General features: G+C 66.0%; 1 protein-coding gene. It reads right to left on the reverse strand.

Going from position 1 to position 288, the window contains the following annotated elements; all coding sequences use genetic code 11:
- Positions 1 to 262: hypothetical protein (locus tag K3A85_RS17850; protein WP_225207861.1), on the reverse strand; the 262-nt coding region annotated here is incomplete at its 3' end.
- Between the last annotated feature and the right edge of the window lie 26 nt (positions 263 to 288).

The raw sequence follows: 288 nt of genomic DNA on the forward strand, positions 1-288 counted from the left end.
CGAGGCCCATGGCTTCAATGCAGCTGCGAACCATTCCGACCTGACGCGTTCCACAGGTGATGCTAGCCCTGAGCGGAGCAGGCGTCGCTGCGAGGCGTTCCAGTTCCAGTTGCAGCGCTTCTTCCAGCCGGCGCGATTGCGCGGCCGGCGACAGCCCGTCCAGCAAAGCCTCGAGGACAGGGGCAAGCGCGCTCACGGCCTGTCGGCGGATCGCGATCATGCGGTCATTGTCGGCTCTCAGCGCCTCGGTCAGCCGTGACAAGCCGGCCTCCAGATGGCGCAATTGCT

The organism is Novosphingobium huizhouense (assembly GCF_020179475.1).
Taxonomy (GTDB): Bacteria; Pseudomonadota; Alphaproteobacteria; order Sphingomonadales; family Sphingomonadaceae; genus Novosphingobium; species Novosphingobium huizhouense.